Annotated in this window: 29 protein-coding genes; 16 read left to right on the forward strand and 13 right to left on the reverse strand. The window is 71.5% G+C overall.

The window, feature by feature from the left end:
* Positions 1 to 143: 143 nt before the first annotated feature.
* From KKR01S_RS01250 to KKR01S_RS11205, 3 genes are all read left to right on the forward strand, one after another.
* On the forward strand, positions 144 to 1154 hold the full coding sequence (locus KKR01S_RS01250) for an LLM class flavin-dependent oxidoreductase (protein WP_058730994.1): 1011 nt from the start codon (positions 144 to 146) through the stop codon (positions 1152 to 1154).
* A 660-nt stretch (positions 1155 to 1814) separates the two neighbouring features.
* Positions 1815 to 3218 carry a carboxylesterase family protein gene (locus tag KKR01S_RS11200; protein WP_061225092.1) on the forward strand — a complete coding sequence of 468 codons (1404 nt, stop codon included), beginning with the start codon at positions 1815 to 1817 and terminating at the stop codon, positions 3216 to 3218.
* A gap of 35 nt (positions 3219 to 3253) precedes the next feature.
* The gene (locus KKR01S_RS11205) at positions 3254 to 3667 is read left to right on the forward strand and encodes a ChaB family protein (RefSeq protein WP_058730992.1); all 414 of its coding nucleotides are present in this window, start codon (positions 3254 to 3256) and stop codon (positions 3665 to 3667) included.
* A 27-nt stretch (positions 3668 to 3694) separates the two neighbouring features.
* On the opposite strand, the gene KKR01S_RS01265 is transcribed toward KKR01S_RS11205, so the two are convergent.
* From KKR01S_RS01265 to KKR01S_RS01275, 3 genes are all read right to left on the reverse strand, one after another.
* On the reverse strand, positions 3695 to 4315 hold the full coding sequence (locus tag KKR01S_RS01265; RefSeq protein ID WP_061225093.1) for a DeoR/GlpR family DNA-binding transcription regulator: 621 nt from the start codon (positions 4313 to 4315) through the stop codon (positions 3695 to 3697).
* 3 nt (positions 4316 to 4318) lie between these two features.
* Entirely contained in the window at positions 4319 to 5305 is a 987-nt protein-coding gene (locus tag KKR01S_RS01270; protein WP_061225094.1) for an IS481 family transposase, read from the reverse strand.
* A gap of 61 nt (positions 5306 to 5366) precedes the next feature.
* Entirely contained in the window at positions 5367 to 6239 is an 873-nt protein-coding gene (locus KKR01S_RS01275; protein WP_196826278.1) for a DMT family transporter, read from the reverse strand.
* A gap of 76 nt (positions 6240 to 6315) precedes the next feature.
* Here KKR01S_RS01275 and KKR01S_RS01280 point away from each other — a divergent pair, with 76 nt between their 5' ends.
* Entirely contained in the window at positions 6316 to 6885 is a 570-nt protein-coding gene (locus KKR01S_RS01280) for a TetR/AcrR family transcriptional regulator (RefSeq protein ID WP_061225095.1), read from the forward strand.
* A 63-nt stretch (positions 6886 to 6948) separates the two neighbouring features.
* Here the strand turns inward: KKR01S_RS01280 and KKR01S_RS10455 are convergent, their stop codons facing one another.
* A complete protein-coding gene (locus KKR01S_RS10455; protein ID WP_131800566.1) occupies positions 6949 to 7092 on the reverse strand; it encodes a DeoR family transcriptional regulator in 144 nt (47 codons plus the stop codon).
* Positions 7093 to 7173: 81 nt separating this feature from the next.
* Between KKR01S_RS10455 and KKR01S_RS01285 the strand changes: the two genes are divergently transcribed.
* From KKR01S_RS01285 to KKR01S_RS01310, 6 genes are all read left to right on the forward strand, one after another.
* A complete protein-coding gene (locus KKR01S_RS01285; protein ID WP_061225096.1) occupies positions 7174 to 7557 on the forward strand; it encodes a VOC family protein in 384 nt (127 codons plus the stop codon).
* A 169-nt stretch (positions 7558 to 7726) separates the two neighbouring features.
* On the forward strand, positions 7727 to 8845 hold the full coding sequence (locus tag KKR01S_RS10465; protein WP_061225097.1) for a mannose/fructose/sorbose PTS transporter subunit IIA: 1119 nt from the start codon (positions 7727 to 7729) through the stop codon (positions 8843 to 8845).
* Entirely contained in the window at positions 8842 to 9645 is an 804-nt protein-coding gene (locus tag KKR01S_RS01295) for a PTS mannose/fructose/sorbose transporter subunit IIC (protein ID WP_061225098.1), read from the forward strand. Before KKR01S_RS10465 ends, KKR01S_RS01295 begins: the two co-directional genes overlap by 4 nt.
* Before the next feature lie 10 nt (positions 9646 to 9655).
* Positions 9656 to 10543, forward strand: coding sequence for a PTS system mannose/fructose/sorbose family transporter subunit IID (locus KKR01S_RS01300; protein WP_061225099.1), 888 nt, complete (start codon positions 9656 to 9658; stop codon positions 10541 to 10543).
* Positions 10540 to 11037, forward strand: coding sequence for a hypothetical protein (locus tag KKR01S_RS01305; RefSeq protein WP_061225100.1), 498 nt, complete (start codon positions 10540 to 10542; stop codon positions 11035 to 11037). Before KKR01S_RS01300 ends, KKR01S_RS01305 begins: the two co-directional genes overlap by 4 nt.
* 254 nt (positions 11038 to 11291) lie before the next feature.
* Positions 11292 to 11552, forward strand: a complete 261-nt coding sequence (locus KKR01S_RS01310; RefSeq protein WP_058730982.1) for a SemiSWEET family transporter — start codon at positions 11292 to 11294, stop codon at positions 11550 to 11552.
* A 185-nt stretch (positions 11553 to 11737) separates the two neighbouring features.
* Here the strand turns inward: KKR01S_RS01310 and KKR01S_RS01315 are convergent, their stop codons facing one another.
* Together KKR01S_RS01315 and KKR01S_RS01320 are read right to left on the reverse strand one after the other, a co-directional pair.
* Positions 11738 to 12700 carry an aldo/keto reductase gene (locus tag KKR01S_RS01315; RefSeq protein ID WP_061225101.1) on the reverse strand — a complete coding sequence of 321 codons (963 nt, stop codon included), beginning with the start codon at positions 12698 to 12700 and terminating at the stop codon, positions 11738 to 11740.
* Positions 12701 to 12845: 145 nt separating this feature from the next.
* Entirely contained in the window at positions 12846 to 14417 is a 1572-nt protein-coding gene (locus tag KKR01S_RS01320) for an MFS transporter (protein ID WP_081047763.1), read from the reverse strand.
* A gap of 149 nt (positions 14418 to 14566) precedes the next feature.
* Here KKR01S_RS01320 and KKR01S_RS01325 point away from each other — a divergent pair, with 149 nt between their 5' ends.
* Complete coding sequence (locus KKR01S_RS01325; protein WP_058730980.1) at positions 14567 to 15088, forward strand: asparaginase domain-containing protein; 522 nt, start codon at positions 14567 to 14569, stop codon at positions 15086 to 15088.
* 22 nt (positions 15089 to 15110) lie between these two features.
* On the opposite strand, the gene KKR01S_RS01330 is transcribed toward KKR01S_RS01325, so the two are convergent.
* On the reverse strand, positions 15111 to 15911 hold the full coding sequence (locus KKR01S_RS01330) for a trimeric intracellular cation channel family protein (RefSeq protein ID WP_058730979.1): 801 nt from the start codon (positions 15909 to 15911) through the stop codon (positions 15111 to 15113).
* A gap of 76 nt (positions 15912 to 15987) precedes the next feature.
* Positions 15988 to 16260: a hypothetical protein gene (locus KKR01S_RS01335; protein ID WP_058743561.1), complete on the reverse strand. Its 273-nt coding sequence runs from the start codon at positions 16258 to 16260 to the stop codon at positions 15988 to 15990.
* A 361-nt stretch (positions 16261 to 16621) separates the two neighbouring features.
* Here KKR01S_RS01335 and KKR01S_RS11420 point away from each other — a divergent pair, with 361 nt between their 5' ends.
* The 4 genes from KKR01S_RS11420 (at position 16622) to KKR01S_RS01350 (ending at position 20275) form a co-directional block, all read left to right on the forward strand.
* Positions 16622 to 17305, forward strand: a complete 684-nt coding sequence (locus tag KKR01S_RS11420) for an MFS transporter (protein WP_217995722.1) — start codon at positions 16622 to 16624, stop codon at positions 17303 to 17305.
* Positions 17202 to 18101, forward strand: coding sequence for an MFS transporter (locus KKR01S_RS11090; protein ID WP_207483734.1), 900 nt, complete (start codon positions 17202 to 17204; stop codon positions 18099 to 18101). Before KKR01S_RS11420 ends, KKR01S_RS11090 begins: the two co-directional genes overlap by 104 nt.
* Positions 18102 to 18245: 144 nt before the next feature.
* Positions 18246 to 19280, forward strand: coding sequence for an alpha/beta fold hydrolase (locus KKR01S_RS01345; RefSeq protein WP_061225102.1), 1035 nt, complete (start codon positions 18246 to 18248; stop codon positions 19278 to 19280).
* Between the two features lie 35 nt (positions 19281 to 19315).
* Positions 19316 to 20275 (forward strand): SGNH/GDSL hydrolase family protein, encoded by a 960-nt coding sequence (locus KKR01S_RS01350; RefSeq protein WP_061225103.1) that lies wholly within the window; start codon positions 19316 to 19318, stop codon positions 20273 to 20275.
* A gap of 25 nt (positions 20276 to 20300) precedes the next feature.
* Here KKR01S_RS01350 and KKR01S_RS01355 read toward each other — a convergent pair whose 3' ends face one another.
* A complete protein-coding gene (locus KKR01S_RS01355; RefSeq protein ID WP_061225104.1) occupies positions 20301 to 21965 on the reverse strand; it encodes an acyltransferase family protein in 1665 nt (554 codons plus the stop codon).
* The gene (locus KKR01S_RS10870) at positions 21878 to 22177 is read right to left on the reverse strand and encodes an acyltransferase (protein ID WP_165596152.1); all 300 of its coding nucleotides are present in this window, start codon (positions 22175 to 22177) and stop codon (positions 21878 to 21880) included. The genes KKR01S_RS01355 and KKR01S_RS10870 overlap by 88 nt, the downstream gene beginning before the upstream one ends.
* 154 nt (positions 22178 to 22331) lie before the next feature.
* Here KKR01S_RS10870 and KKR01S_RS01360 point away from each other — a divergent pair, with 154 nt between their 5' ends.
* On the forward strand, positions 22332 to 23039 hold the full coding sequence (locus KKR01S_RS01360; protein ID WP_061225105.1) for a hypothetical protein: 708 nt from the start codon (positions 22332 to 22334) through the stop codon (positions 23037 to 23039).
* 86 nt (positions 23040 to 23125) lie between these two features.
* On the opposite strand, the gene KKR01S_RS01365 is transcribed toward KKR01S_RS01360, so the two are convergent.
* The 3 genes from KKR01S_RS01365 to exaC all read right to left on the reverse strand — a co-directional run bounded on the left by KKR01S_RS01365 (position 23126) and on the right by exaC (position 26213).
* Positions 23126 to 23605, reverse strand: coding sequence for a DUF779 domain-containing protein (locus KKR01S_RS01365; protein WP_081046114.1), 480 nt, complete (start codon positions 23603 to 23605; stop codon positions 23126 to 23128).
* Positions 23605 to 24624 carry an alcohol dehydrogenase AdhP gene (adhP, locus tag KKR01S_RS01370; RefSeq protein ID WP_061225106.1) on the reverse strand — a complete coding sequence of 340 codons (1020 nt, stop codon included), beginning with the start codon at positions 24622 to 24624 and terminating at the stop codon, positions 23605 to 23607. Before adhP ends, KKR01S_RS01365 begins: the two co-directional genes overlap by 1 nt.
* 65 nt (positions 24625 to 24689) lie before the next feature.
* Positions 24690 to 26213 carry an acetaldehyde dehydrogenase ExaC gene (gene exaC / locus KKR01S_RS01375; RefSeq protein WP_061225107.1) on the reverse strand — a complete coding sequence of 508 codons (1524 nt, stop codon included), beginning with the start codon at positions 26211 to 26213 and terminating at the stop codon, positions 24690 to 24692.
* Positions 26214 to 26320 lie beyond the last annotated feature (107 nt).

The following is a 26320-nucleotide window of genomic DNA, read 5'->3' on the forward strand; positions in this document are numbered from 1 at the left end:
CCCCCCCCGGAATAGCCCGACCGGGATCGGCCGTTGCACCCGTGCAGAACCGGCGTCCGCGCCCGTCGTCCCCGCGCCCCGATCTCGCGGACAACGCGGGAGCGGCCACCGCGATCGCTCACCGTCTCGAAAGAAGGCTCACCATGCTCCCCCTGTCCCTCATCGACTTCGCGACCGTCTACGACGGCGAGACCCCCGCGGACAGCTATGTCCGCTCCGTGGACATGGCCCAGCGCGCCGAGGCCCTGGGCTACTCGCGGATCTGGTACGCCGAGCACCACAACATGCCCAGCATCTCCTCCGCCGCCCCGGCCGTGCTGATCTCGCACATCGGAGCGCACACCCGCCGCATCCGGCTGGGCGCCGGCGGCGTCATGCTGCCCAACCACTCACCGCTGACCGTCGCCGAGCAGTTCGGCACCCTCGCGGAGCTGTACCCGGGCCGGATCGACCTGGGGCTGGGCCGGGCCCCCGGCACGGACATGCGCACCCTGCAGGCGCTGCGCCGGGACCCCCAGGACGCCGAGCGCTTCCCCAGCGACGTCGTCGAGCTGCAGGGGTACCTGTCCGGCTCCTCCCGCATCCCCGGGGTGGAGGCGATCCCCGGGCGCGGGACCAACGTTCCCCTGTACATCCTGGGCTCCTCCCTGTTCGGCGCGCAGCTGGCGGCCCGGCTGGGTCTGCCGTACTCCTTCGCCTCGCACTTCGCCCCCGCGGCCCTGGAGCAGGCCACCACGGTGTATCGGGAGACCTTCCAGCCCTCCGAGCACCTGGCCGAGCCGTACGTCATCGCCGCCGTGAACGTCACCGCCGCGGACACCGAGGAGGAGGCCGCCGAGCAGACCCGACTGGTCCGGCGCAACCGGGTCAAGGCCATGGTGGGCCGCGGCAGGGAGTTCACGGAGGAGGAGCTGGACCTGCTGGTGGATTCCCCCGCCGGGCACCAGATCATCGACATGCTGCGCTTCACCGCCCAGGGCACCGGGGATCAGGTGCGGGAGTACCTGGAGCGCTTCACCGCCCAGGCGCAGGCCGACGAGCTGATGGTGTCCCTGCAGTCCCCGACCACCGAGCAGTCCCGCCGCTCCATGGAGATCCTCGCCCAGGCGTGGGGGCTGCCCGCCGAGAACGACGACGCCGCCGCGTCCGCCTGATCCGGCCCGCCGACCCGCGCGGGACTCCGTACGACACCTCGCGATCCGGCATCGCGCCGGTCTGCGATCCGGATCACGAAAAGTCGCGTTCAGGTCTTCCCCTCGCGGGCCCACGGTGGGACACTGGAAGCGGTTGATCAACCGGACCGATTCCACCGGCAGACGGGAGAGCACATGATCGCTGACCCCGCAGAAGAGCACGCGCGGGCCCGCTGAGGCCCCGGACCGCTTCGACCCCGCTGAGCTGACAGCACACCGCCCAGGGCATCCCGTACGGCGAGACACAGCACGGAAGGCACCGGCCCGGACCCCGCGGATTCCGCACCGCAGCGAAGCGAGGCTCCCCGGTCACCGCGATGAGGGCGAGACCCCATCGAGGACCCGGGGAGGCCTCCCTTCCACCGCTCACAGGAGACGGACTCGCTGATGAGTCCCCTCCTCATCTGGCGCCATGCCGACCCCAACCGCCCCACCACCCGCGATCCCCGGCTCCCCGAGCCGCACGCACCGCCCGCCCTCCGTGACGACGGCGGCAGCCACCCGGATCCGACGGGAGGGCCGACGGGTCGGCATGGGTGCGTCCGGGGGTGCACCGCAGGTGCCGCCCGGTGCCCGCCATCGGGCGGCACCGCTGGGGACGGGCCCGGATAGGCTCGGTCCATGACCGACGCCCCGCAGCATGTCCGCCCCTGGCAGATCGTCACCGCGCCCGCGGGCTCCTTCCGCACGGTGCGCGAGGACGGCGTCGTGCGGGCCCGGGGCATCCGGTACGCCGAGGCCCAGCGCTTCGCCGCTCCCACACCCTTCGCCTACCCGCAGACCAGTCCGCAGCATCCCTTCCCCGCGGACATTCCCGCCCCGGCCTGCCCCCAGCGCCACCAGGACACCGATGAGCGGCTGATCGCCCTCGGCTTCGACGAGCACTGCCAGCGGCTGAGCATCACCCGGCCGGAGGATGGGCGCACGGACCTGCCGGTGCTGCTGTGGATCCACGGCGGCTCCTACACCGGCGGCGCCGGGGACCTCCCGCACTACGATCCGCGCTGGCTGGTGCGGGAGCAGGGCGTGATCGTGGTCAGCGTGACCTACCGGCTGGGGCTGTTCGGCTACCTCGGCGACGCCGGCTCCCGCGAAGCCAACGCCGGGCTGCTGGATCAGCTCGAGGCCCTGCGCTGGACGCACCGGAACATCGCGGCCTTCGGCGGGGACCCGGGCAACATCACCGTGGCCGGGCAGTCGGCGGGCGGGCACGCCGCCTGGGACCTGTTGCTGGCCGCGGACGCGCAGGGCCCCGCGACCCGGATGATCCGCCGGGCGATCGTGCAGTCCGCGCCCCTGGGGATCGTGCACGGGCGGACCCAGCGGGTCTGGGAGGCCCTGGCCCCCTCCGCCGAGCAGACCGAGCGGATGCTCGCGGAGGCCCCGGAGCAGATCGTCGCCCGGGAATCCGGGATCAACCGGCTGGCCCTGCGCCGGGGAGCCGCGAAGTTCATGCCCTTCTCCACCCGCTACGGCGCGGACCCCCTGCCGCCCGAGGAGCGGCTGGAGGAGGGATGGCGCCGCGCGGCCGAGGCCGTGGACCTGCTGATCGGGACGACGGCGCGGGAGGTCGGCCTGTTCACCGGGATCCTGCCGCCCCTGCAGCGCCTGGGACGCACCCGCTGGGGCTCGCGCGGCGTCGTCGAACCCCTGGTGCGGGCCCTGACCCGGCGCATCTACGCCAAGGACGCCCGCCGCTGGGCACGCCGGTTCCGCGACGCCGGGGGCCGGGTGGGGCTGTACCGCTTCGAGTTCGGGCGCCCCGGGCATCCCCTGGCCTGCTGCCATCTGGCCGAGCTGCCGCTGCTCTTCCCGCACCCCGCCTGGCGCACCGGGCAGGAGGAGGCCGGGGCCGGGGTGACCGGGCCGCAGCTGATGGACTCCTACGATCCCGACACCCTGGAGCGGGCCGGCCGGGAGCTGCGAGCGCGGTGGGGCGCCGTCCTGCACGGGGCGGACCCGGGCGAGCTGACCGGGATCCCCGGGGTCCTGCGGATGCTGCCGGTGGGCGGGCGCCGGGGCTAGGTTGGGAGGCGAACCGCCTTCGAGAGGAGAACCCCGTGCCGAAGACCGACGGGAACGACCGCGCCCGCGCCGAGGAGCTGCCGAAGACCCTGCAGCGCTCGGACCGCAAGGCCCAGGACACCTACGCGCAGACCTACGACTCCGCGATGGAGGAGTACGACGACGCCGAGCGGGCCGCCCGCACGGCGTGGGCCCAGCTGAAGCACACCCACGAGAAGGTCGGGGACCGCTGGGAGCAGAAGGAGCAGTACGGGGACTCGGACGATCGGGCCGCCTCCGCCGGACGCGACGAGGGCGAGACCGCCGGCGGGGTCAACGCCCGCGCCTCCAAGGAGCACCTGTACGAGCAGGCGCAGCGGCTGGGCATCGAGGGCCGCTCCGAGATGACCAAGGACGAGCTCATCGAGGCCCTGGAGAAGGAGAGTCGGCGCCGAACCTCCGGCAGCTGAGGCGGCCGACGCGGCATCCGGGACCGGCTACTCCGGGGCCACCGTGACGACCTGGACCCCCGCGGCCCGAAAGGCCTCCAGGTGGCTCGGGCGGGCCGTCGCCCCCGTGACCAGCGCCGAGACGTCCTCGATCCGCCCGAAGCGGTGCACCGAGCTGCGCTCCAGCTTCTCCGGGGAGACCAGCAGGATGCTGCGCCCCGCGGTCTCCAAGCACGCCCGCTTCAGGCGCGCGTCCTCGGCCTCCGTGGCGGTGAGCCCGTGCCCGGGGGCGGCCGAACAGGCGCCGAGCACCGCGACGTCGGCCCGGAAATCCCGCACCGCCTCCACCGCCTGCGCACCCTGGAAGCACAGCGCCACCGGGCGCACCGGACCGCCCGGCACCACGACGTCGGCCCCGGGACGGGCCGCCAGCTCCCCCGCGGCGCGCAGGGACAGAGCCAGGGCCTGGATCGGACGCCCGGCCAGCCGCGCGGCGAGCGCGGCGCAGGTGGTGTCGTCATCCACGATCACCGCCTCCCCGTCCCCGATCAGCTCGGCCGCGGCCCGCGCCATCGCCGCCTTGAGCCCCGGATCCTCCTCCGCCCGCTCGGCGTAGGGGCGGGGGACGCCGTGGGCAGTGCCGCGCCGGGCCCCGCCGTGGGTGCGCACCAGCTAGCTGTCCTGATCGGGGACGTTGGTCAATCGTGAGAACGGCGGCTGGTTGCCACAGGCCGTGTGGGGCCGGTGCTGGTTGTAGTAGTGCAGCCACCCGTCCAGCTCACCTCGGCGTTCGGCTTCGGAGGTGTAGCAGCGGGCGTAGGCCCAGCCGTCAGCCAGGGTGCGGTGGAAGCGCTCGATTTTTCCGTTGGTCTGCGGCCGATACGGACGGGTGCGCTTGTGCCGGATGCCGAGCTCTGCGCAGGTGTCGCGCCATAGGTGTGAGCGGTAGGCGCCGCCGTTGTCCGACAGGACGCGCTCGACGGTGGCGCCGCGGGCGTTGAACCACTCGACAGCCCGCACCAGGACCGCGGTGGCGGTGATCGCGGTTTCGTCGTCGTGGATCTCGGCGTAGGCGACGCGGGAGTGGTCGTCGATGACGGTGTGGACGTAGGCCTTGCCCATCAACGGGTCGTAGTGCTTGTTCTTCGGCTTGCCCGGGGTTGTCGCGCGGTTCTTCTCGCCTTGGCGGCGTCCGACGTAGCAACAGCCGCCGCCGTCGGGAATGTTGCCGAGCTTCTTCACATCGACGTGCAGCATCGCGCCGGGATGGTCGTGCTCGTAGCGGCGGACCGGCTCGCCGGTGGCGCGGTCGACGTGGGACAGCCGGTTCAGGTGCGCGTCGACCAGGATGCGGTGGACCGTGGACGGGGCGATGCCGAGTCGACAGGCCAACTGGACTGGCCCCTCGCGAAGGCGCAGTCGCAGGTTGATGCAGCGCCGGGTGGTCTGCGGGCTGGTCCGGTTGGGCGAGTAGCGGGGTCTGGATGATCGGTCCTGCATGGACTCGCCCTGGCGGTAGCGATCGGCCCAGCGCTTCACAGTCGGCCAAGAGACCTGGAAACGGGCGGCGACCTCACTGATCGGCCACCCGTGGTCAACCACGAGTTGGGCGACCTTGAGGCGATGGCGGGGTGTCAGCGCAGCGTTCTGGTGAGTCATTCATGGCCTCATTCTTAGAGTGGTTGCCTCGCGGGTACATGGGCGAGTTGTGTGCGCTGGCTCATGCCGGTTCTGCCGCTGACCTTTCAATGCGTGTGGTGGCGCAGGCCACTCCGCCCAGCACGACAAGCAGCCCCGCCCATTGGATGGGGGAAGGCCGCTGACCGAACATGGCCCAGGCCCACAACATCGTGACGGGGGCTGTCAGGTAGAGCAGGGTGCTGGTTGCGGTGGCCCCCACGTGGCGCAGGCACCAGGTGAAGGTGGCATAGCCGCCCAGGCCTGACAGGAGAACGAGCCAGATGAGCGCCAGCACCAACCGTCCGGAGACGGGAACGCGGAAGCTCCCATCGGCGAGCGCGCAGAGCATGAAGAATCCAGCCGCCACACAGACTTGAATAGTCAGGCTGAGCATGACCGGCATTGCCGGTTGCCACACGCGCTCCAGGAGCGCAGCCGTGGACAGGCCGAGCAGGCTTGCCACCACCAGGCCGACACTGGCCACGCCGGCCGCGCTGATCCCACCAACGCTGAGGGTCACACCGGCAAGCGCCACACCAAGACCAGCCCACTGGCGAATGCTGACGGAATCAGAGAAGACCAGTCGCCCCACGGCGGTGACCAGCAAGGGCTGCAGTGCGCACACCAGGGCAGACAGCCCGGCATCTAGCCCGTGGTGGGCGGCAAGGAACACCCCGCCGAGGAATACGACATGCGACAGCAGCGACAAGGCAACCTGTCGCAACAGATCACCGCGTCCCACGTCGACCACCGCTCGGCGGGTCGAGGACGTCACCATAGAGACGACAAGGAGCACTGCCGCGGTCACCAGGTAGCGCCAAGCCAGTAGCCCCCAGACTCCCACCGCCGTCTGGTCGGCCAAGGACGCGCCCACGAAACCAGAGCTCCACGTCATCACGAATGCTGCAGCCAAGATCCATCGCATCGCAACAGGTAACCATACCGGTCGGTATACTGTCAGTGTATCCGCATCCGAGCCAGGAGCAACCATGGACATGGATCTCGAACCCTTCGCTCCAGTGAGCACCACCCCGGCGGGCCACCGGATCCTCGACGCCGCGACATGGCTCTTCCGGGAACAGGGCATCACCGCCACGGGCGTCGACAGCATCGCCGAGCGTGCCAGCACGACCAAGCGAACCCTCTACCAGCGCTTCGGCTCCAAGGACCATCTCGTCGCCTGCTACCTGCAACAACGCGCCCATAACTGGCAGGGCGAACTCGTGACCGCACTGCAGCAAGCCAGCCTCGCGGAAGGCCTCGACATCGTCTACGACCACACCATCCGGTGGGCCGGAGACACACTCCGCGGCTGCGCCTTCGCCAACGCCTGGGCCGAAATCGGGGCCAGTGACCACCAGGCCACAAGGATCATCCTGAACGAGAAGAACTGGATGTTGGCACTCTTCACGATCCTGGCCGAAGGCAACCACCGCATGGCCGGTCTACTCCACCTACTCCACGAAGGTGCCCAGGTCACCGCATCCATCCACCAGGACCCCACAGTCTTCACTGAGGCTCGCACCGCATCCCACCACCTGCTGGCCAGCCGGTCATGAGCTCGACCGGCAACCGTCGAGCTCCGGGGCACGCTTCTCGATCAACGTGTCCGGTTAGTACAGCTAGCCGAGGTCCTGCAGCTGGGCCAGATCCCGTCGCACGGTGATCGGCGAGGCGCCGGTGAGCCGCACCAGCCCCACCACACTGACCTCCCCGCCGGAGCGCACCGCCTCGATGATCATCTTCTGCCGATGTGATCGTTGCATGTGATCATCCAACCACTTACCGTGATCGCATCGCGCGGCCGCGAGGCCGCGCCCCGCCATCGATCCCCTCGGAGGAGACCCATGCCCCGCATCGACCACACCGCGATCTGCGTCCGGGACCTGGAGGCCGCCCGCGGCTTCTGGCAGACCTACTTCGGCGCCACCGCCGACGCCGGCTACCACAACCCCCGCACCGGGCTGCGCACCCACTTCCTCACCTTCCAGGACGGCACCCGTCTGGAGATCATGACCCGTCCGGAGCTCACCGACGGCGCAGGGCACACGGCCTTCGGCTGGAACCACCTGGCCCTGTCCCTGGGCTCCGAGCAGGCCGTGGACGAGCTGACCCACCGGCTGCGCGCCGACGGCTACGAGATCCTCGACGGCCCGCGCACGACCGGGGACGGCTACTACGGGACCGCCTTCCTGGATGCGGAGGGCAACCGCATCGAGATCACCGTCTGACCCCGCCGCCGCGCCGTCATACTCGCGCGCCTGCCCGCCTCCGATCTCCGGCGGAGCTACACTGAGCGCGCCGAGACGCGCCGCACCGCCCGCCCCGGCTCCACCCATCACTTCGGGACCGGGCTTCCGCACGGAGGCGCCGTCCCGCCGCACCATCGGAGGATGACGTATGGTCGCGATCATCGTCGCAGCGCACGGGGAGACGGCCCCGGCGCTGCTGAAGACCTCCGGCATGATCCTCGGGGAGATCGAGGGCGTCACCCCCGTGACGTTCCTGCCCGGCCAGGGCCCCGAGGACCTGCTGGAGGCCTACGCAGCCGCCGTCGGCCCGGAGGAGGACGTGCTGCTGCTCGTCGACCTCTTCGGCGGCAGCCCCTACAACGCCGGAGCCCGCTTCGTCGCCGAACGCGAGCACGCCGACGTCGTCACCGGCGTCAACGTGCCCATGCTCCTGGAGGTCCTACCCGCCGCCAAGCGGCCCACCGCCACCGTGGAGAAGCTCGTGGCCAAGGCCGTGAAGGCCGGATCCCGCGGAGTCCGCAGCTTCAAGGAGACCATGGCCCCGGCGCAGAAGACTCCGACCCAGCAGGCCCCGGCCGCCGGCTCGGCTCCCGCCGCGGGTGCCGAGCAGACGAGCCCGGACGGGCAGGCCTCCACCGACGCCGCCGCCCGCTCCGCCCTGACCCCGCCCGGCGCCACCGCCGCCCCGGCCGCAGCGGGTCAGGCCCCGCAGGCGGCCCCGGCCGGCGCCGTCGTCCCCCTGGAGGAGATCCCCCGGGACCCCGAACGCCACATGGACGTCGCGTTCCTGCGCATCGACTCCCGGCTGATCCACGGGCAGGTCGCCAACAACTGGGTCAACGACATCGCCCCCAGGACGCTGATCGCCGCCAGCGACGCCGCCGCGGAGGACACCCTGCGCAAGACCCTGCTGCTGCAGGTCGGACCCGCCTCGGTGCGCACCAACGTGCTCACCGTGGAGCGCACCGTGCGCGTGTACTGGAACCCGGACTACGCCGGGATGCGCACCATGATCGTCGTGGAATCCCCGATGGACGCGCTGCGGCTGCTGCGCGAGGGGGTGCGCGTCAAGGAGGTCAACGTCGGCGGGGTCACCTACCGCAAGGGCATGACCCAGGTCTCCGAAGCCGTGTCCGTGGACGACAAGCACGTCGCCGCCTACCGCGCCATCCACGACCTCGGCATCCCCCTCATCCTGCAGCAGGTGCCCAGCAGCTCCCGCCAGGACATGATGGCCACCCTGAAGGAGAAAGGCATGCTCCGATGACCCCCGTCCAATTCGTCCTGGTCGTGCTCGTCGCGCTGATCGCCGGCATGGCCTCGGTGCTCGACGAGCGCCAGTTCCACCGCCCCATCGTCACCTGCACCCTGATGGGCCTGGTCCTCGGGGACCTGCAGACCGGCATCGTCCTGGGCGGCTCCCTCGAACTGATCGCCCTGGGCTGGATGAACGTCGGCGCCGCCATGGCCCCCGACGCCGCCCTCGCCGGCACCGTCGCCTCCGCCGTCGTGATCCTCGGAAACCAGTCCATCGGCGAGGGCATCGCGATCGCCGTGCCCCTGGCCGCGGCCGGGCAGGTGCTCACCATCTTCGTGCGCACCATCGCCGTGTTCTTCCAACATCAAGCCGACCGCTTCGCCGAACAGGCCAACTTCCGCGGCATCGAGCTGATGCACTTCTCCGCGCTGCTGCTGCAGGGCCTGCGCGTGGCGATCCCCACCGCCGCCGTCGCCGCGGTGGCCGGGACCAGCATCGTCGAGCAGTGGCTGAACGCGATCCCCGACGTCGTCACCACCGGCCTGCAGATCGCCGGCGGGTTCATCGTCGTCGTCGGGTACGCGATGGTCATCAACATGATGAAGGCCCGCTCGCTCATGCCGTTCTTCTTCCTCGGCTTCGTGCTGGCCGCCTTCATCCCGGACTTCAACCTCGTGGGTCTGGGCATCATCGGCGCCTGCCTGGCCGTCGTCTACGTGCAGCTGAACCCCGTCTTCCACGACCGCATCCAGGCCCCCGCACCCGCCGCGGCGAGCACCGGCCCGCGCCTGGACAACGAGCTCGAGTAGGAGCCACCCCATGACCGTGCAGCACACCCCCGCCCAGCCCGACGCCGTCTCCGGCGCCGAGGCGACGGCCACCGCCCAGAAGCGCCTGACCCGCCGCGACTACGCCTCCACGTACTTCCGCTCGACCTTCATGCTCGGCTCCTTCAACTTCGAGCGCATGCAGGCCATCGGCGTGTGCGTGAGCATGATCCCCGCCATCCGGCGGTTCTACACGAAGAAGGAGGACCAGGCCGCGGCCCTGGGCCGGCACCTGGAGTTCTTCAACACCCAGCCGTGGATCGCCTCCCCGATCTTCGGGGTCACCGCCGCGATGGAGCGGCAGAAGTCCGAGGGGGAGGACATCTCCGCCGCGGACGTCACCAACGTGAAGGTGGGCCTGATGGGTCCGCTGGCCGGCGTCGGGGATCCCTTGTTCTGGGGCACCGCCCGACCCGTGCTGGCGGCCCTCGGCGCGTCCCTGGCGATGAGCGGATCCATCCTCGGGCCCCTGCTGTTCTTCGTGGTGCTGAACATCATCCGCATCGCGACCCGCTGGTACGGCTTCCGGCTGGGGTACCAGAAGGGCGTGCAGGTGGTCTCGGAGGTCGGCGGCAACACCCTCAAGCGCCTGACCCAGATCGCCTCCGTGATGGGTCTGTTCGTGATGGGGGCGCTGGTGTCGAAGTGGACCACCGTGAACATCCCGTTCGTGCTCTCCGAGTACACCCAGTCCGACGGCAAGCACGTGACCAACACCGTCCAGTCCGTGCTGGACTCCCTCCTGCCGGGTCTGGTGCCGCTGCTGCTGACCTTCCTGTGCATGTGGCTGCTGCGGCACAAGGTCAACGCGATCTGGATCATCTTCGGGATGTTCGCCGTCGGGATCCTCGGCTACTGGGCCGGGATCCTCGCCCCGTGAGCCGCCGGGCGCACCGGCAGGCGGCCGGGGACCCGGAGGATCCGGCCGACTCCAGGCGGGCCGGAGGACGGACGGAGGAGCGGCCGAGCTTCCGGGAGACCTTCGTGGCCGTGGGCCAGCAGACCCTGGACAAATCCCGGTACGACGCCGCCCCCGTCGTCTCCGTGGCCGTGGCCGTCACCGTCCTGATGGTGCTGGCGGCGGTGGCGTACACCTGGCTGCCGTGGCTGTCCGTGACCCTGCTGGTGTGTGCGGTGGTGCTGCTGTGGGGCCGGTGGATGATCCTGCGGCAGGTGACCCGGGACCTCGCCCAGATGTCCTCGGCCCGGAAGTCCTTCGCGGCCACCGGAAATCCGGAGTACCCGGAGTTCGTGCGCCTGCGGGCCGAGCAGATGCTGCGGGACAACCGGGCGCTGACCGCCGCCGGGCGCGACGCCGTGCAGGAGCACCTGGCGTGGGCGCGCCGCAGCGTCCAGCCCGGGGACGGAGGCTGACCGGCGGCGGCGACGTCGGGCGCGGGCGGGCTGGTGCTGAGGTGCGGGTTTCGTGCTGAAGTGCGCCGTTCGTGCTGAGATGCGGCCCGGCGTGCGGCATCTCAGCACGAACGGCGCATCTGAGGACGAACCCCGCATCTCGCGCGGTCGATTCCGGCGGCAGGGCTGGGCGGCGGAGCGCGGTCCAGCGGCGCGCTAAGCTTCTGCGAGGGCGCCGCCCGACGCCCACTGACGACGACGGAAGCGGTGGACCCGTGGAGGACAAGAAGCTCGCGACCCTGGGATGGGTGGCCACCTGCATGTCGGTGGCCATGTACGTGGCCTACATCCCGCAGATCATCGGCAACCTGGAGGGGGACAAGGGCGACTGGATCCAGCCGCTGGTCGCCTCCATCAACTGCACCCTGTGGGTCATCTACGGGATGCTCTACTCCCCGCGGGACTGGCCCCTGGCTGTCGCGAATATGCCCGGCATCGTCTTCGGCCTGCTCGCCTTCTCCACCGCGCTGTTCTAGCCGCGGGGCACCCGCACCCGGTAGCCGACCCGGCTGCCTCGGTGCAGAAGCATGCCCTTCCTCCCCTAAAACTGGAGATCCTTCCCATAACGGGACGTGTCACGTCCCGTTATGGGAGGGATCTCCAGTTTTGCGGTGGGATCTGAACCCCGCATCTCACGCGGCCCGGCCACCCGGGCCAGGGATCAGGCGAAGGACTCCGAGGCCTCGTCCAGGGCGTCCACCTCGGCCTGGATCAGCTTCACCCCGGGGGCGGCCATCAGGGCCTCGAGCTGCTCCGGGGTGCGGGCCGAGGCGATCGGGGCGGTCACGCCCTTGGCCAGCAGCCACGCCAGCGCCGCGGTGGTGACCTCGACGTCGTGGTTCAGGGCCACCCGCTTCAGCGCGTCGATGACCTTCAGCCCGGCGTCGATCCCGGTCTCGGAGAAGTACCCGGAGACGAAGTCCTTGCGGGCCGCGCCCTCCAGGTCCTCCTTGCTGGAGTACTTGCCGGTCAGGAAGCCGGAGGCCAGGGAGAAGTAGGAGAACACGGCGACGTCGTACTCCTGGGCGATCTCCCGGTAGCCCTGCTCGTAGTCCTTGCGGTGCAGCAGGTTGTACTGCGGCTGGATCGCCACCGGCACCGCCAGGCCCTCGGCCTTGGCGAACTCGAACCACTGGCGCATCCGGTCCGGGGAGTAGTTGGACAGGCCCACGTACCGGGCCTTCCCGGCGCGCACGACCTCGTCGTAGGCGCGGGCCTGCTCCTCGATGGTCACGGACTCGTCGTCGAAGTGGGCGTAGTACAGATCCACGTGGTCGGTCTGCAGCCGCTCCAGGGAGGCGTCGATCGCCCCGAGCACGGCCTCGCGGCTCTGCCCGGAGTGCTCCGGATGCTGGCCGGCCTTGGTCGCGATGACCACATCCGCGCGGTTCTCGCGGGCGGCCAGCCACTTCCCGAGGACCTCCTCGGACTCCCCGCCGGAGTGTCCCTCGGCCCACGCGGAGTACACGTCCGCGGTGTCGATGAAGTTGCCGCCGGCGGCCACGAAGGCATCCAGCACGGCGAAGGACTGCTCCTCATCCGAGGTCCAGCCGAAGGTGTTCCCGCCCAGGTTCAGGGGGAACACGGACAGGTCGGTGCGGGGGATGTCGTTGCGCTCGGTCATGGGGACTCCTTGTCTCGAGGCTCACGACGCCTCCGCCGTGCCGGCGGGGCGTCGTCATCGTCACCTACGCACAACGGGACCGGCGGAAGAGGTATTCCGCCGGTCCCGTGCCGCGGTTGCCGGGACGAACCCGGCGTGGGGTGGATCAGCGCACCCCGGCGGCCTCCTGCCCGGAGCCGCCGGCCGCACCCGACCCGGCACCCGTCCCAGCGGACGGGCCAGCCGCGGACGACGCCGCGGCGTCGCCGTCGGTGCGGATCTGGGAGATGTCGATCGGCATGGTCGACAGGTCGTACTTCTCGTTCTCGTGGATCGTGGCGGCGACCTCCTGAGCCTCCTCCTCGTGCTCCACGGCCGGCATGGACCCGATGAGGTTGCGTCCGGAGGACTCCTTCATGCAGTACACGCCGATGCCGCCCACCAGGCAGGCGAACATGATGTAGTACGCGCCCATCATCTCGGTGCCGAACAGGTTCTGCAGCGCGGAGATGACCAGCCCGGTGGTGCCGCCGAACAGCCCCACGGCCACGTTGAACATCAGGCCCATCGCGGTGTAGCGCCGGTCCGTGGGGAACAGCGACGGCAGGGCGGAGGCCTGCACGGAGACCTGGAACATCATGATGACACCCATGATCAGCAGCCCCAGGAACGTGGACCAGGTGTGGCCCAGCATCATCAGGCGGAACGCGGGGATCGCGGCGAGGATGCCGACGACGCAGCCGGTGATCATCACGGGGCGGCGCCCGATGCGGTCCGAGAGGGCCCCGAACAGCGGCAGGCCCACGGAGACGATGATCAGCACGGGGATCAGCAGGGCGTTGCCGTGCAGGGTGTCGTAGCCCAGGGTCTCGGTGAGGTAGGTGGGCATGTAGGTGGTCACGGCGTAGCCGACGACCTGCGCGCACATGACCAGGGCGGTGCCCATGAGGATCTGCGGCCAGAAGTCCCGGATCAGGGAGCCGATCTGGCGCCACATGCCGGTCTTCTCCATCTCCCGCTCATCCTGGGCGACCTGCTCGCTCTGCGCCTCGAAGGCGTGGGACTCCTTGATGTGGCTGCGCATGTACAGCCCGATCAGCCCCAGCGGCAGGGCCACCCAGAACGGGATGCGCCAGCCCCAGGCCAGCATCTGCTCGTCCGTGGTGGCCAGCTCGACGACGGTCACCAGCGCGGCCGCCGCGGCGAAGCCCAGGTAGGAGCCCAGATCCAGGAAGGAGCCCCAGAAGCCGCGGCGACGGTCCGAGGCGTACTCGGCGATGAAGGTCGCGGCCCCGGCGTACTCGCCGCCGGTGGAGAAGCCCTGGACGAACTTCAGCAGGATCAGCAGGATCGGCGCGGCCAGGCCCCAGGCGGAGTAGCCGGGCAGGCAGCCGATGAGGAAGGTGCCCAGGGACATCATGATGATCGTGAACGCGAGGATGGCCCGGCGTCCGATCCGGTCGCCCAGGGGCCCGAGGACCAGGCCGCCGAAGGGCCGCACGACGAAGGTCACGGCCAGGGTCGCGAAGGTGGCCAGCTGGCCCCACGGGTCCGGCAGCGGGAAGAACACCGCGGCGATGTAGGTCATGACGTAGGCGAACACGCCGATGTCGAACCACTCCATGAAGTTGCCCAGGAGGGTCGCGCGCAGCGCCTTCTTCATCTCGGGCTGATCCACGACGTGGATGTCGTCGGGGCTCAGCGCCACACGGTCGGGTGAGGGATGGGTTCGGCTCATCAGTAAGTATGCTTTCCGGTCGACAAACCCGGACTACGGTACTCCTTCTGCTGAGCGATGCAATGCAGATCCTCGGTTCGTGGGGGAATTCACGGCGCCCCGGGCTGGTCTACGCTGGTCCGGTCCCACCCCGCTCCCGAAGGAGACCCATGTCCGCACTGCCCGCCGACGCCGCCGCCCCCGACCTGCTGGTGCTGACCACCGGCGGCACGATCGACAAGATCTACTCCACCGCCGGTCAGCTGGAGATCCACGAGCCCACCGTCGGCCCGATCCTCGAGCAGGCCGCCACGAACCTGCGCACCGCGGTGCGCGGCGTGCTCGCCGTGGACTCCCTGGACATAACCGCCGAGCACCGACGCATCCTCACCGAGGCGGTGGCCGCGGCCGAGACCCCGCGCATCGTCATCACCCACGGCACGGACACGATGACCGAGACCGCCGAGCACCTGCTCGCCCATCCGGAGGCCGTCGCGGGGAAGACGGTGGTGCTCACCGGGGCGATGCAGCCCTCCTGCATGAGGATCACGGATGCCCCGTTCAACGTGGGCTCGGCCGTCACCGCCGCGCAGCTGCTGGACCCCGGGGTGTACCTCGCGATGTCCGGGCGGGTCTTCCCGGCGGGCACCGTGGCCAAGGACCGGGCGCGCGGGGTGTTCGTGGACCGCTGAGGGTCCGGCGAGTCCGGCGGATTCAGGCGCGGTCGCGCACGCGGCGTCGGCGGCGGCGCCGATGCCGGCGGATCTGCTCCGGGGTGACCGTCTCCAGGTTGCGGGTCAGCGGCTCCCCCGGGGTCCAGCCCTGCTCCTTCAGCGGGCCCCGGCGGATCCGACGCCGCCCCAGGCGCAGCTTGGGGCGCGGGACCGTCAGATCCACCGGGGCCGGCAGGCGCCAGTTGCGCCAGCGGGACAGGATCCCCAGCACCCCGCAGGTCACGATCGCCACACCCATGCCCACGTTGGGCCGGTGCAGCAGCTCCTGGAAGACCACCATCTCAGCACCCCCGATCACCGCGATCGTCGCGTAGAGGGAGTTCCCGCCGAACACCGCCGGGATGCGGTTGACCATGATGTCCCGGATGGCCCCGCCGCCCACCGCGGTGGTGACCCCCAGGGCGACGGCGGGCAGCCAGTGCAGCCCCAGCCCGAGGGCCTTCAGGGTGCCGGTGGCCGTCCAGGCCCCCATGCCGACGAAGTCCAGGACGATCAACAGCCGATCCGCCCACCGGGACCCCAGATCGATGGTGTAGGCCACCGCCGCCGCGGCCAGGACTCCCACCCAGTACCCGGCGTCGGTCAGGGCCACCGGGAACCCGGAGTTGAGCAGGACGTCGCGGATCATGCCCCCGCCCATCCCGGAGACGATCGCGAGCATGACGAAGCCGACGATGTCGAAGCGGAAGGCCCGCGCGACCGCGCCGCCGAGCAGCCCGTTGGCGGCCACCGCCGCGATGTCCACGGTCCGGAACATCACGCTGGGGTCCCAGTGCTCCACGGGCGGTCTCCTTCGGGGTCGGGGCGGTCGGTCTGGTCGGGGCGGTCGGTCGAGGGGATTCGGCGCGCGGCCCAGGTCAGAGACGCGGGCGGGGGTCGACGTCGTCGGTCTGCGCGGCGTCGGGCCGGGACTTGCCGCGCACGGTCCACAGGGTCCACAGCGGGCCGACCAGGGGGAAGGCGAGCATGACCACGAGGTAGCCGAGCTTGCCGATCGGGTCGATGCGGCGGGACCTGCCCACCACCACCAGGGCGACCAGGAACAGGGCGGTGCAGATCAGGGCGAGGATCCCGATGGTCAGCTCCCCCGGGGACAGCGCCAGCGGGGACGCGGCGGCGAGCGGGATCATGGCGGACTCCTCGGGGTGCGATGGCGGGCCCGGCCGGGGTGCGGGCGGCGCGGGCGCCGGATCCCGCGGGCGGGGCCGGAATCCAGCATGCGGGCCGGGTGCGGCCCGGTCAAGACGGGCGGGTGCGGCCAGGTCCGCGACGGCTCCCGGCCCCACCGCGGCGGCGTGTCCAGAACCACGACCCTCGCAGGTACTTAGCTTCCCTCTGCACTGTAGGATCGAGAAGCCAGAAGATCAGTACGGTGATGATCTGCCGATCCCGCCGACCGCAGGGCCGCCCGAGGGGACCACCGCCGCGCCGCCCCGATCCCTGGCCGGACGCGGCCCACCGGCGGCGCCCGCGGCATCGAACGGAAAGGGCATGAGCATGGTCGCCGGACCCTCGCAGCAGGAGCAGCATCGGCACTGGGAGGTCGAGGACGTCACCGTCACCGAACCGCCCGTCATCAAGCGCGCCATCGCGGCGGCCGCCATCGGCAACATCACCGAGTGGTACGACTTCGGCGTGTACGGCTACCTCTCGCTGACCATGAAGACCGTCTTCTTCCCGGAGACCGACGGCGTGCTCGGCAGCATCCTCGTGGCCGGGCTGTTCGCCGTCGCCTTTCTCGTGCGCCCCCTGGGCGGGATGTTCTTCGGCCCGCTCTCGGACCGGATCGGGCGCAACCGGGTGCTCGCGCTGACCATGCTGCTCATGGCCGCCGGCACCTTCCTCATCGGCTGCCTGCCGGACTACCACTCCATCGGGCTGTGGGCGGCCTTCCTGCTGCTGTGCCGGCTGCTGCAGGGCTTCTCCACCGGCGGGGAGTACGGCAACGCCATGACCTTCATCGCCGAATACGCCCCGGACCGACGCCGCGGCCTGCTCGGCTCCATGCTGGAGGCCGGCACCTTCACCGGCTACCTGCTCGGCGCCTCCCTGGCCACCATCATGTCCGGGGGTGCTCAGCCCCGAGGCCATGCTGGCCTGGGGCTGGCGGGTGCCCTTCTACGTCGCCCTGCCCCTGGGCGTGGTCGGCCTGTACCTGCGCTCCAAGCTGGATGACACCCCCGCCTTCGAGGCCATGGAGAAGAAGTCCGCGGCGAAGGAGGAGCACCGCGTGGGCGCCCAGCTGAAGGAGACCTTCCGGCTCTGGCCCAACATGCTCGTGTGCTGCGGCCTGGTGATCGCCTGGAACGTCGCCAACTACATGCTCACCGCCTACATGCCCTCCTACATCCCGATCATGGCGAGCATGCAGGGCGGGCGCGGGGCCGTCTCCGAGCTGACCTCCCAGATCCTGCAGATCATCGTCATGGCCGTGTGCCTGGCGCTGATCCCCGTGCTCGGGTGGCTCTCGGACCGGGTGGGCCGGCGCGCCGTCGCCCTGACCGGCTCCGCCGCGCTGATCCTGCTGGCCGTCCCCGCCCTGCTGCTGATCCGCGCGGACGGGACGCTGAGCACCCTGTTCGGCCTGCTCATCATGGGTCTGTCCCTGATCTGCTTCAGCGCGACCATGCCCTCGACCCTGCCCTCCCTGTTCCCCACCGCCCTGCGCGCCGGGGCCCTGTCCATCGCCTTCAACATCTCCATCTCGCTGTTCGGCGGCACCACCTCGGTGGTCATGGAGACCCTGGTGGGCAAGACCCAGAACCTCATGTGGCCGGCCTACTACCTGATGATCACCGGGGTCATCGGGTTCATCTCCCTGCGCTTCACCCCGGAGTCCAACGGACGGCCGCTGTGGGGGTCGACGCCGGCCGTGGCCCGCCCCGAGGAGGCCCCCGAGCACGTCGCCGAGCTCAACGGCCGGGTCCAGGCCGCGCAGCAGCCCCGCGAGAAGGCACCCACCGCGGGCTGACCAGCGCGGACGCCCGCCCGGACATCCGCCCCGGCCCCACCTCGCCAAGCCCTTCCCCGAGGGGTTAGGATGGCCTCAGCGTCCCGGGAGGGCAGGCTCGGAGACACCGGGCCCCCGGGGCCGGCGAGGAGGTCAGCGCCGACGATGCTGCGGGCACGCGCCAGACACAGCCAGGGCCGCCGGGAATGGGTCACCACCCGGGACGGGCGCGAGCTGTGCGCCATGGTCATCGACGGCCCCCGCTGCGGTGCGGCCGAGGCCGCCGGGGCCGTGTGTCCCCGCCCCACCGTCATCGTCGAGGCCGACGCGGCGGACACCGGCTCGATGTGGGCGCTCGTGCAGCGCGCCGTCGGCGTCTCCGCCCGCACCGTGGTCTACGACCGCACCGGGCTGGGCCGCTCCGCCGGATCGGGTCGCCGCCCGGCTGCCCCGTGGACCCTGGAGCGTATGACCGCGGACCTGGAGGATCTGCTCGAGCACTTCGGCCCCGGACCCTTCGTCCTCGTGGGGCACGGCACCGGCGGGCCCGTGGTGCGCGCGGTGGCCGCCCGGCGTCGGGAGCGGATCTCCGGACTGGTGCTGGTGGATCCCGTGGACGAGCTGGGCCCCGCCCCGACCCAGTGCCGGCTCGGCCCGGTGAGCCTGGGAAGCCTGATGAGCCCGGAGAGCCCGGCGAGCCCGCGCCGCGGCCTCTCCGAGCGGCGTCGCCCCCGGTGGGCCGCAGCGCTGTCCGGCACCGCAGACGCCGCCCGCCGCCTCGCGGCCCTCGCGCGGCACGGACGCTGCCTGCACCTGCTGCCGGAGGACGTCCGCGTGGACCTGGCCGCCGACGGCTGGGACGCCGCCAGCCGGACGGCCTCCGCGCAGCTGCGGGCCTCCCTCGACGAGACCCTGCCCGGCTGGCTGGACCAGTCCCCCAAGCTCGGCCGGATTCCGGTGACGGTGATCTCCGCCGGACGGCGCGAGGCCCGCCAGCCCGCCCGGCTGCGCGCCGCCCTGACCGCGGCCCACGCCCGCCGCGCCGGGGCCACCGGCCACGGCCGCCACGTGATCCTGCCCGGGGTCGACGGGGCGGGACTGCCCGTGCTGGCCGCGCAGCAGGTGGCCGCCGAGATCCGCGCGCTGGCCGGCTGCCTGCCCGGGCGCCGGGCCTACACCCCGCACCCCTGGCGGCTCTAGCCCCTTCCCACGGGTCCGCGGCGCAGAATGGGAGCATGAGCAGCACCGACCTCCCCGTCTTCTCCTTCGGAACCCTCCTCAACCCCCGCGTCCAGGAGCACCTGTTCGGGCACACCGTGCACGCCCAGCCCACGGAGCTGGCCGACCACGACGTCGTCGACGTGCCCATCCTGGATCCGGCGGTGATCGCGGCCAGCGGCAAGGACGTGCACCCCGGGGTCGTGCGCCGGATCCGCCGCAGCGTCGCCGGGGCCCTGCTGCCCCTGGACGCGCAGCAGCTGGCCGCCGCGGACGCCTACGAGGTGGCCGCCTACGCCCGGCGCCGCACCCTCACCCGCACCCCCGGCGCCACCGAGACCCGGCCCGCGTGGGCCTACCTCAGCGCGAACCCGCTGGCCGTCGCCCAGCGGATCGCGGTGATCGGGGATTCCATCGCCTACGGCCGAGCCAGTCTCGACGGCGGGTGGGCGGCGGCCCTGGGCGCCTGGCACGTGGGCCGCGAGGAAGCCGAGCACCGGCTGTACCAGCTGGCCTACCCGGGCACCACGATCCGCCGGATCGCCCAGCACATCCTCCCGGAGCTCACCGCGCGCAGGGCCGACACCGTGCTGATCAGCGCGGGGATCAACGATCTGCTGCTGGACGGCACCTCCCCGCGGGAGCTGGTGGAGCTGGTGCAGCGGCTGTGCGCCGACCTGGAGGCCGAGGGTATGCGCCCGGTGGTCCTGGGCCCCACGTGGCTGGACGCCCAGCGGGTCCGGACCGTGCTGGGCCACGAGGTGGACCCGACCCTGGTGCGGGAGCACCGCGAGCGCCTGGCCGCGTGGGCGCGGCAGACCCACCGGGACCACCTGGATCCCTGGCCGGTGCTGGAGGGCCACCCCGAGCGGGTGCGCGCGGACGGGCTGCACCCCGACGCCGAGGGTCACCGGATGCTGGCGCGGTGGCTGCTGGGGCTGGCCCAGGGCCCGGCCGAGGACTGGCAGCCCGCCTGACCGGGGCAGCCCGACCGGGCCGGGCTCAGCGCTTCCCGAACCCCTGGAAGGCCCTCTCGATGGTCTCGGCGAAGACCGTGCCGCCGGGGATGTTGGGGTGGGTCAGGTCCGACTGCAGCAGGTCCGGGCGGGTGGAGGCGATCGCGTACCAGTCCGCGATCCGCACGTTCGGCCGCTTCTTCGCCTGATCCCACAGCAGCTGGTTGGCGGCCTCGATGAAGGTGGACTGCCCGTAGATCGTCACCAGCACGACGTCGCGGTCCGGGCCGATCATGTCCAGCACCCGGTCCAGCACCCCGGGCTCGGGGATGCCGCCGTTGGTGCCGAAGTCCAGGACCACGCAGGGCCCGAGGGTGCCGTCATCCAGGTGCGAGCGCACCAGCCCCTCGGCCTCGTCCCACTTGCGGTTGGGCACCCCGTCGATCACCGCCCCCGGGAACTGCTGCATGAGCCCGGGCGCGGAGACGGCGATCAGGGAGTCCCCGATGAACGTCATGTCCTCGGGCTTGGGGGAGGCGCACTGCGATCCCTTCGGCGTCGGGCTGGCGGAGGGGGCGGCGGAGGCGCTGGCCGAAGGGGCGGCGCTGGCCCGCTGCTCGGCCCGCTCCTTCGCCCGCTCGCGCGCCTTCTGCTGGGATTCGGCCATGGCCTGCTGGGCGCCGTCCACGTCCTGCTCCACCTGGCTGCGCTGCGGGGCGGTGACGACGGCGACCGCGGCGGTGCCGAACAGCAGCACCCCCACCAGCCCGCCGGCCAGGGCGGCGCGCAGGCGAGACGACATCGTGCGCCGGGCGTCGGCCGAGCCGATGGCGGCCAGTCCGGCGCTGAGCACGGTGGCCGCCCCGAGCAGGACGGCGCGGAAGCCGCGGCGGCGCACGGGCTGCTCGATCCACCGCTCGGAGACGGCGGCCAGCACCACGGTGAGCACCACCGCCGCGGCCTGCACTGCCCACCAGGCGGGGGTGCGGGTTCCGGTGGGCGCCAGATCGTTGAGGATCTTCAGCACGGGCCAGTGCCACAGGTAGATCCCGTAGGAGCGGCGCCCCACCCACACGAGGGGCCGGGCCTCCAGCACCCGGCCCAGGGCCGGCGTCGGGCCGAGCTGGCTGGCGATCATCGCGAGGGTGCCGAGGCTGGCCAGGGCCAGGCCTGCGCGGTAGGTGGCGGCGCCGTCTTCGGTGAGCACCGCGAAGCACGCGCCGACGACAAGCGTCCCGACGCCCAGCAGCGCCGACGCAGGACCGCGCCGGGCGAGCAGGCCGGCGGCCGGGCCCCGGCCCAGCTGCCAGGCGAAGGCCAGGGCGATGCCCAGCAGCAGCCCGAAGGCGCGGGTGTCCGTGCCGTAGTAGACGCGGGTGGGGTCCTCGCCCGGGACGTAGAGACCGGCCATCAGCGCCGCGGAGGCGACGGCCCCGGCCAGGGCCAGGAGGATGCGCGGGGCGGGGCGGCGGGTCAGGGCCATGATCCCGAGGAACAGCAGCGGCCAGACCAGGTAGAACTGCTCCTCCACGGCCAGGGACCAGAAGTTCATGAACAGCACGGGGGCGGTGTGGTGGAAGTAGGAGCCGCCCGCGGCCAGTTCCAGCCAGTTGGTGGAGAAGGTCAGCGCACCGAGGACCTGCCGGTCCAGGTGCACCCGCAGATCCGGGCCGCCCAGCAGGGACGCCGCGCAGCACACGGTGATGACCACCAGCAGCGCCGGGAGCAGGCGCCGGGCAGCAGACCCGGGCCCACGTGATAGATGACGACGGCGAGCACCGCGATCGCCCGCAGGGCGTCCAGGCCGCTGGTGTGGAAGCGGCGGGCCGGGGAGCTCGCGGCGGTGGCGTCGGGACCTGCCGGGAGGCGGCCTGCTGCGGGTCCGGTGTGGGCGGGGCGGTCGCTGGGGGAGGCAGAGGACATGGATCCTCGAGGGGCGAAGACGGGGATGCGAAGAGGGGGAGCGCGGGTCCACCCGGCGCCGTCGCCGATTCTAACCCGGGCTGCGTGCGCTCGGGGCCTCGACGGGCGGTTCCGATGTGCGAGGCTCACCCGCGGTGGCGGATACTGGTCAGCGATGGCTTCGCAGACGGCTCAGGTGATCGGCTCCGGCGTGGGCATGGCGGTCCTGGGTGCGTCCATGGGGTTCAGCCCCACCCTGTACGCCGTCGTCCTGCACCAGCTGAACCGCTCCCCGCGCGCGGCGACGATGATCCGCTGCCTGGCCCTGGGTCTGGGCACGGGCACGCTGCTGCTCCTGCTGCTGTTCCAGGTCTTCGATCCGAGCCAGCTGGCCCGCGAGGTCGGCGGCGCCGTGCGGCGGCTGCTCACCCAGCGGAACCTGGACCTCGCCGTGGGGGTGCTCTTCCTGCTGGCCGCCGGCTGGGAGGCCGCCCGCTCCGCCGCGCCCCGTCCACCCGCCCGGACCGGGGCGACGGCCCAGGCGATGACGCCACTGGGCATCTACCTGTTCGGCGCGCTCAGCGCGGGGCTGAGCACCAACCGGATCCTGCTCACCTACGCCACGAGCCGGCTGATCACCCGCACCACCGAGGCGTGGCCGTTGCAGCTGGTGCTGGTCGGCCTGCTGCTGGGCGCGCTGATGGGACCGTACCTGCTCTCCTCGTGGGTGTGGAACCGGTTCCCGCGGGCCAGCGGCTGGGTGCGGGCGGGGTTCGACTGGCTGATGCACTGGGATGCCCGGGTGATCCTCGCGGTGGTGCTCCTGGTGCTCGGCCTGGCGTTCCTGCTCCTGGCCTTCCCGCCCGCCCTGCTCACCCGGTGACGCGCCCACGATCCGCTGCCCATTCCCTCCAGCGCCCCGGCCGCCCTTCGCGGCCAAAGCCTGGGAGGGGCGGCCGGGCGGGGCCGTCACAGCAGGAGGCTGCGGATCAGGAAGCGCTTGCCCTCCGGGGCCTCCACGGAGAAGCCGGACCCGCGCCCGTCCACCACGTCCACCGTCAGGTGCGTGTGCTTCCAGTACTCGAACTGCTCGCGGGACATCCAGAACCCGATCCGCCCGAGCACCGCGCCGCGCCCGTCCGGCAGATCCAGCTCGCCCAGGAGCACGTCCGCCGCGCCGGTGCGGAACTCCCCGGCCGGGAAGCACATGGGCGAGGAGCCGTCGCAGCAGCCGCCGGACTGGTGGAACATCAGCGGCCCGTGGATCTCCCACAGACTCCGCAACAGGGCCACCGCCTCCCCCGTGAAGGCCACGCGGGAGGCCGTCTCCCCCGCGACGGCGGGGTGAGCCTCGATGGTCTCCCGCCCGGCGGCGCCGTCGGCCCCGGCCCCCGGTTCGCGGCGGCTCGCGTCGGAGGACGCCGGGCGGGCGTCGTCGTGGGCCGGCATCAGTACTCGATCACCACGCGACCCTCGATCTTCCCGTGGTGCATCTCGTCGAAGATCCCGTTGATGTCCTGCAGCGGGCGCTTGGAGAAGGTCGGATGGATCAGGCCGCGGGCATAGAAGTCCAGGGCCTCCTCCATGTCCCGTCGGGTGCCGACGATCGACCCGCGGATGGTCAGGCCCTTGAGCACGATGTCGAAGATCGGCGCCGGGAACTCCCCCGGGGGCAGGCCGTTGAACACGATGGTCCCGCCGCGGCGGGCCATGTCGATGGCCTGCCGGAAGGCGTCCGGGTGCACCGCGGTGACCAGCACCCCGTGCGCCCCGCCGGTGGCCTCCTGGATCTGCGCGGCCGGATCCCCCGACATCGCGTTGACGGTGAGCTCCGCCCCGTGCTGGCGGGCCAGGGCCAGCTTGTCCTCGGCGACGTCCACCGCGGCCACCCGCATCCCCATCGCCACCGCGCACTGCACCGCCAGGTGCCCCAGACCGCCGATCCCGGAGATGACGACCCACTGGCCGGGCCTCACCTCGGTGCGCTTGAGGCCCTTGTACACGGTCACCCCGGCGCACAGCACCGGCGCCACCTCGTACGGGTCGGCGCCTTCGGGGATGCGGGCCGCGAAGTCCGCGTCCACCAGCATGTACTCGCCGAAGGAGCCGTCCACCGAATACCCGCCGTTGACCTGCTCCTCGCACAGGGTCTCCCAGCCGGTCTGGCAGTGCTCGCAGCGACCGCAGGCCGACCACAGCCACGCGTTGCCCACCAGGTCGCCGACCTGCAGGTCCGCCACCCCCTCGCCGAGGGCCACCACCTCGCCCACGCCCTCATGGCCGGGGATGAAGGGAGGGGTGGGCTTGACCGGCCAGTCGCCGTCCTTGGCGTGCAGGTCCGTGTGGCACACGCCGGAGGCGATCAGCTTGACCAGGGCCTGTCCGGGCCCGGGGGTGGGACGCTCGACGTCGGTGACGTCCAGCTCCTCGCCGAAGGCGCCGACCACGGCTGCTGTCATGGTGCTCATCAGGGATTCTCCTTCGAATCGTCGTGAAAGGGTTCCAGGGGTGCTCGGGGAGGGGCGTGCTCGCCTCAGAAGAGGCCCATCGCGTCCTCCGAGTACGAGACCAGGAGGTTCTTGGTCTGCTGGTAGTGGTCCAGCATCATCAGGTGCGTCTCCCGGCCGATGCCGGAGGACTTGTACCCGCCGAAGGCCGCGTGCGCGGGGTAGGCGTGGTAGTTGTTCACCCACACCCGCCCCGCCTGGATGGCTCGGCCCGCCCGGTAGGCGACGTTGCCGCTGCGGGACCAGACGCCGGCCCCCAGCCCGTAGAGGGTGTCGTTGGCGATCGAGATCGCGTCGTCGTAATCGGCGAAGGTGGCCACGGAGACCACGGGCCCGAAGATCTCCTCCTGGAAGATCCGCATCGAGTTCTCACCCCGGAAGATGGTGGGCTTCACGTAGAAGCCGCCGGCCAGCTCCCCGTCGAGCACGGCCCGCTCCCCGCCGGTGAGCACCTCGGCGCCCTCCTGCCGCCCGATGTCCAGGTAGGACAGGATCTTCTCCAGCTGATCGCTGGAGGCCTGGGCTCCCATCATCGTGTCCGTGTCCAGCGGGTTGCCCATCCGGATCCGCTCGGTGCGGGCCACCACGGCCTCCAGGAATCCCTCCGCGATGCTCTCCTGCACCAGGGCCCGGGACGGGCAGGTGCACACCTCCCCCTGGTTCAGGGCGAACAGGGTGAAGCCCTCCTGGGCCTTGTCCCAGAAGGCATCGTCCCGGTCCATCACGTCCTCGAAGAAGATGTTGGGGCTCTTCCCGCCGAGCTCGAGGGTCACCGGGATGATGTTCTCCGAGGCGTACTGGGAGATCAGCCGGCCGGTGGTGGTCTCCCCCGTGAAGGCGATCTTCGCGATGCGCGGGGAGGAGGCCAGGGGCTTGCCGGCCTCCACCCCGAAGCCGTTGACCACGTTGAGCACGCCGGTCGGCAGCAGGTCCCCGATCAGCTCCATGAGCACCAGGATCGAGGCCGGGGTCTGCTCCGCCGGCTTGAGCACGACGGCGTTGCCGGCGGCCAGCGCGGGGGCCAGCTTCCACACCGCCATCAGCAGCGGGAAGTTCCAGGGGATGATCTGCCCGACCACGCCCAGCGGCTCGTGGAAGTGGTAGGCGGTGGTGTCCTCGTCGATCTGGGACAGCCGCCCCTCCTGGGCGCGGATCGTCCCGGCGTAGTACCGGAAGTGGTCCACGGCCAGCGGCAGGTCCGCCGCCAGGGTCTCCCGCACGGCCTTGCCGTTGTCCCAGGTCTCCGCGACGGCGAGCATCTCCAGGTTCTGCTCCATGCGCTCGGCGATCTTCAGCAGCACCGCGGCCCGCTCGGCGGGGGCGGTCCGGCCCCAGGCGGGGGCGGCGGCGTGGGCGGCGTCCAGGGCGGCGTCGATGTCCTCGGCGGTGCCGCGGGCGATCTCGCAGAAGACCTTCCCGGTCACCGGGGTGACGTTCTCGAAGTACCGGCCCTTGGCGGGCGGCGTCCACTCACCGCCGATGAAGTGCTCGTAGCGGTCCTTGAAGGTCAGCAGCGAGCCGTCGGTGCCGGGATTCGCGTGCACGGTCATGGGATCTCCTCCGTCTTCGGGCGCCTCATCGCACCCATGGGTGATGCTAATCACCCTTCGGGCTCATGTGAAGCGGAGTGCGCGATCCGAACAGACGGAGCGGATTC

The organism is Rothia kristinae NBRC 15354 (assembly GCF_001570865.1).
Lineage (GTDB): Bacteria > Actinomycetota > Actinomycetes > Actinomycetales > Micrococcaceae > Rothia > Rothia kristinae.

What these genes read in the sequence shown, in the direction of transcription:
- KKR01S_RS01250 (WP_058730994.1), top strand. Translation starts at nt 144, where the DNA reads ATGCTCCCCCTGTCCCTCATCGACTTCGCGACCGTCTACGACGGCGAG.
- KKR01S_RS11200 (WP_061225092.1), top strand. Translation starts at nt 1,815, where the DNA reads ATGACCGACGCCCCGCAGCATGTCCGCCCCTGGCAGATCGTCACCGCG.
- KKR01S_RS01270 (WP_061225094.1), bottom strand. Translation starts at nt 5,305, where the DNA reads ATGACTCACCAGAACGCTGCGCTGACACCCCGCCATCGCCTCAAGGTC.
- KKR01S_RS01280 (WP_061225095.1), top strand. Translation starts at nt 6,316, where the DNA reads ATGGACATGGATCTCGAACCCTTCGCTCCAGTGAGCACCACCCCGGCG.
- KKR01S_RS10455 (WP_131800566.1), bottom strand. Translation starts at nt 7,092, where the DNA reads ATGCAACGATCACATCGGCAGAAGATGATCATCGAGGCGGTGCGCTCC.
- KKR01S_RS01285 (WP_061225096.1), top strand. Translation starts at nt 7,174, where the DNA reads ATGCCCCGCATCGACCACACCGCGATCTGCGTCCGGGACCTGGAGGCC.
- KKR01S_RS10465 (WP_061225097.1), top strand. Translation starts at nt 7,727, where the DNA reads ATGGTCGCGATCATCGTCGCAGCGCACGGGGAGACGGCCCCGGCGCTG.
- KKR01S_RS01295 (WP_061225098.1), top strand. Translation starts at nt 8,842, where the DNA reads ATGACCCCCGTCCAATTCGTCCTGGTCGTGCTCGTCGCGCTGATCGCC.
- KKR01S_RS01300 (WP_061225099.1), top strand. Translation starts at nt 9,656, where the DNA reads ATGACCGTGCAGCACACCCCCGCCCAGCCCGACGCCGTCTCCGGCGCC.
- KKR01S_RS01315 (WP_061225101.1), bottom strand. Translation starts at nt 12,700, where the DNA reads ATGACCGAGCGCAACGACATCCCCCGCACCGACCTGTCCGTGTTCCCC.
- KKR01S_RS01320 (WP_081047763.1), bottom strand. Translation starts at nt 14,417, where the DNA reads ATGAGCCGAACCCATCCCTCACCCGACCGTGTGGCGCTGAGCCCCGAC.
- KKR01S_RS01325 (WP_058730980.1), top strand. Translation starts at nt 14,567, where the DNA reads ATGTCCGCACTGCCCGCCGACGCCGCCGCCCCCGACCTGCTGGTGCTG.
- KKR01S_RS01335 (WP_058743561.1), bottom strand. Translation starts at nt 16,260, where the DNA reads ATGATCCCGCTCGCCGCCGCGTCCCCGCTGGCGCTGTCCCCGGGGGAG.
- KKR01S_RS11420 (WP_217995722.1), top strand. Translation starts at nt 16,622, where the DNA reads ATGAGCATGGTCGCCGGACCCTCGCAGCAGGAGCAGCATCGGCACTGG.
- KKR01S_RS01345 (WP_061225102.1), top strand. Translation starts at nt 18,246, where the DNA reads ATGCTGCGGGCACGCGCCAGACACAGCCAGGGCCGCCGGGAATGGGTC.
- KKR01S_RS01350 (WP_061225103.1), top strand. Translation starts at nt 19,316, where the DNA reads ATGAGCAGCACCGACCTCCCCGTCTTCTCCTTCGGAACCCTCCTCAAC.
- KKR01S_RS10870 (WP_165596152.1), bottom strand. Translation starts at nt 22,177, where the DNA reads ATGTCCTCTGCCTCCCCCAGCGACCGCCCCGCCCACACCGGACCCGCA.
- KKR01S_RS01360 (WP_061225105.1), top strand. Translation starts at nt 22,332, where the DNA reads ATGGCTTCGCAGACGGCTCAGGTGATCGGCTCCGGCGTGGGCATGGCG.
- KKR01S_RS01365 (WP_081046114.1), bottom strand. Translation starts at nt 23,605, where the DNA reads ATGCCGGCCCACGACGACGCCCGCCCGGCGTCCTCCGACGCGAGCCGC.
- adhP (WP_061225106.1), bottom strand. Translation starts at nt 24,624, where the DNA reads ATGAGCACCATGACAGCAGCCGTGGTCGGCGCCTTCGGCGAGGAGCTG.
- exaC (WP_061225107.1), bottom strand. Translation starts at nt 26,213, where the DNA reads ATGACCGTGCACGCGAATCCCGGCACCGACGGCTCGCTGCTGACCTTC.